Consider the following 1,106-nt stretch of genomic DNA (forward strand, 5'->3'; position numbering starts at 1 on the left):
ACGGCCGGTCGACGCCGACAACCACTACTACGAGACGCTCGACGCGTTCACCCGCCACCTCGACCGCAAGTTCCGCCACCGCGGGGTACGCGTCGTCCAGGACGGCCGCCACGTCGAGATGGTCATCGGCGGCCGGGTCAACAACTTCATCCCGAACCCCACGTTCGACCCCGTGATCGTCCCCGGCTGCCTGGACCTCCAGTTCCGCGGTCAGATCCCCGAGGGGGTCGACCCGCGCAGCCTCACCAAGGTCGAACCCATCCGGCCCGAATACCGCGACCGCGAGGCCCGGCTCGCCACGATGGACTCCCAGGGCCTCGACGCGGTCCTGCTGTTCCCGACGCTGGGCTGCGGCGTCGAGCAGGCACTCATCCACGACATCCCGGCCACGATGGCCAGCCTCACCGCGTTCAACCGCTGGCTCGAGGACGACTGGGGCTACTTCCACCAGGACCGGATCCTCGCCGCCCCGATGATCTCACTGGCCGACCCGGACGCGGCGCTGGCGGAGGTCGACCGGGTGCTCGCCCTCGGCGCCCGCGTCATCCATGTACGCCCGGCCCCGGTCCCGACGGGCACCGAAAAGGGTCGTTCCCTGGGCGACCCGCTCCACGACCCCGTCTGGGCCCGCCTCGCCGAAGCGAACGTACCCGTCGCGTTCCACCTCGGCGACAGCGGCTACAACGCCATGATCAGCGCGCCGTGGGGCGGCTCCGCGGAGTTCGCTCCCTTCCGCGCGCCGGACCTGCTCGGCGGCGTCCTCATCGGCGACCGCGCTATCCACGACACCATCGCCAGCCTCATCGTCGACGGCGTCTTCACCCGGCACCCCACCCTGAAGGTGGCCAGCATCGAGAACGGCTCCGACTGGGTCTACCCCCTGGTCAAGGGCCTGCGCAAACTCGCGAACCGGGCGCCCTGGCTGTTCGCCGAGGACCCCCTGGACACGATCCGCCGCCATGTCTGGGTCACGCCGTACTACGAGGAGGACCTGCGCAAGCTCGCCGACACGATCGGCGTCGAGCGCGTCCTGTTCGGCTCCGACTGGCCACACGGCGAGGGCCTCGCCGACCCCGCCGCCTTCACCGACGAACTCACCGCCTTCA

1 protein-coding gene is annotated in these 1,106 nt (G+C 70.5%); it reads left to right on the forward strand.

The genetic code is table 11. The features are described 5' to 3' along the window. Positions 1–1,106, forward strand: a 1,106-nt coding sequence (locus I6A81_RS00075; protein WP_203010056.1) for an amidohydrolase family protein, incomplete at both ends; no start/stop codon positions are given.

This window comes from Frankia nepalensis, assembly GCF_016786325.1.
Classification (GTDB): Bacteria; Actinomycetota; Actinomycetes; order Frankiales; family Frankiaceae; genus Pseudofrankia; species Pseudofrankia nepalensis.